This is a genomic window from Shewanella surugensis (assembly GCF_023284005.1).
GTDB lineage: Bacteria > Pseudomonadota > Gammaproteobacteria > Enterobacterales > Shewanellaceae > Shewanella > Shewanella surugensis.
The window spans coordinates 1-823 of the sequence record NZ_JAKIKS010000344.1 but is presented as its reverse complement, the minus strand read 5'-3'; the positions used below and the strand labels follow the sequence as shown (position 1 = coordinate 823).

The 823-nt window shown below is 38.2% G+C and carries 2 protein-coding genes; both read right to left on the bottom strand.

The genetic code is table 11. From position 1 onward, the window contains the following. Nucleotides 1–123, bottom strand: a 123-nt coding sequence (locus L2764_RS27440; protein WP_248943490.1) for an SDR family NAD(P)-dependent oxidoreductase, incomplete at its 3' end; no start/stop codon positions are given. 112 nt (nucleotides 124–235) lie between these two features. Then, nucleotides 236–649 (bottom strand): DUF3592 domain-containing protein, encoded by a 414-nt coding sequence (locus tag L2764_RS27435; protein ID WP_248943488.1) that lies wholly within the window; start codon nucleotides 647–649, stop codon nucleotides 236–238. Nucleotides 650–823: the final 174 nt, after the last annotated feature.

The window sequence follows — 823 nt, the reverse complement described above, 5'->3', positions numbered from 1 at the left end:
CGCCGCCACATCTTCAAGCTTGCGACAACTGGCAATGACCTTAAAACCGGACTCATGTAACTGTTCAGCACAAAAGCGGCCGATACCGCTACTGCAACCCGTAATTAAAATTGATTTGATCATGTTTTTACGGTTTTCCATAATATCCAATAAGATGAGGTTTAAAAACATCAATATCGTACATGTGAATAAATAGAGTGTGAATGTATTCAGTCTTCCATTTTTTAACGGCCAGTTATATACCGTACACGGGTTTTAAGTAGAAATAATAAAGCAAGCCAAAAGGTATAAATTCGGCAATAAAGAATAATCGTACCCCTGTAACCAATACCGCTTTATTCGGCTTTAATGGATTATAATAAACCACTAAATCATCTTCGTTTATATACCATTTTCTAACTAACCAAAAGACATAACCTACATAACCAAAAACACTATTCGAAGACTTGAACTCTTGACCATTTACAGTATAAGAATATTCTATTTGGACTGTCGCACTGAGTCGGGGATGTACATCTAACATAGACTTAATCACTTTCCCCTGTGTCGAAGGCCACTTTTGCGCTATAACAGATTGAAACACAGCCCAAACTTCATATAAAAAAACACCACCTAATAAAATTAAGACTAACAATCCACCCATATCCATATTTTCCACAAACCGACTCCTTTAAAGACATATAATACTTTCAGCAGTGGCCCCGCTTACGCCGCAGGGCGGGATCGCACTTTGTTAACAAAGATTGAATCTGCTGAATTACTGTGATCTAATCGCACCTCACTTTCTGAGAGGTAACCCAATGACCCTGATCGAACACCTTAC